This is a genomic window from Dyadobacter sp., from assembly GCF_051859145.1.
Lineage (GTDB): Bacteria > Bacteroidota > Bacteroidia > Cytophagales > Spirosomataceae > Dyadobacter.
In genome coordinates, this window is record NZ_JBHYGF010000059.1 from 1 (window position 1) to 748 (window position 748).

Consider the following 748-nt stretch of genomic DNA (forward strand, 5'->3'; position numbering starts at 1 on the left):
AAATATCGTTCTGGCGTATTGGCTCGGTAGGGTAGGACGCTTGTCGCCCTGGCGGCCCGCGCACGATGTCGCTCTTTTTCCTGGGCTTTTCCGACCTGGCGTGCTTTATGACCTATGCCGCGCCGAAAATGTTGGCGCAGTAAATCAATCAAACAAAAAAAGCTGGCATTTGCCAGATGAAAAAAATCTAATCATGGCCGGTACCAGCCTCGTGAGCAGATGCAGCGGGAACCAACTATTATCAAACTTAATTTCCTTTCAAACCACTCATATATTCTACTAGATTGACCAATTCTTCCGTGCTCATCGCATCCTGAAGGCCGGCCGGCATCATCGAATCTTTCATCTGGTTGATGGATTTCACCTGCGACATTTTGTATTCCTGATGTGACCCACCCGGAAATTTCAGCGTAATGTCCGTTTCTGTTTTACTTAAAATTAGCCCCCCAGCCGTAGAACCGTCCTTGAAGGTGATCTCTACGCCTTCATAACCGAAGCTGATTCCTGAGCTGGGTTCGAAAATGGCAGCATATTGCGCCTCCCTGGGAAGCTTGCTCCCGATTTCCGAGAGTTTAGGGCCGAAATCAGCACCCTCCTTATTTACCTGGTGGCAAATGGCGCAGTACTGCATGAATACCTCCTTACCTTTTGCGGCCTCGCCACGCATCTTTGCCAGCTCTGCAAGTGCCGGATGATTCTTTTGGGCAGGCTGGGAGTTTTGTCCAAGAAACTCATTGGCCTCTTGTTT

Annotated in this window: 1 protein-coding gene; it reads right to left on the reverse strand. The window is 49.3% G+C overall.

Annotated features, from left to right (window positions below; all coding sequences use genetic code 11):
- Nucleotides 1-247: 247 nt before the first annotated feature.
- Nucleotides 248-748 (reverse strand): c-type cytochrome (locus ACTIE6_RS04860; protein WP_439555556.1); only part of this gene is annotated, 501 nt, incomplete at its 5' end.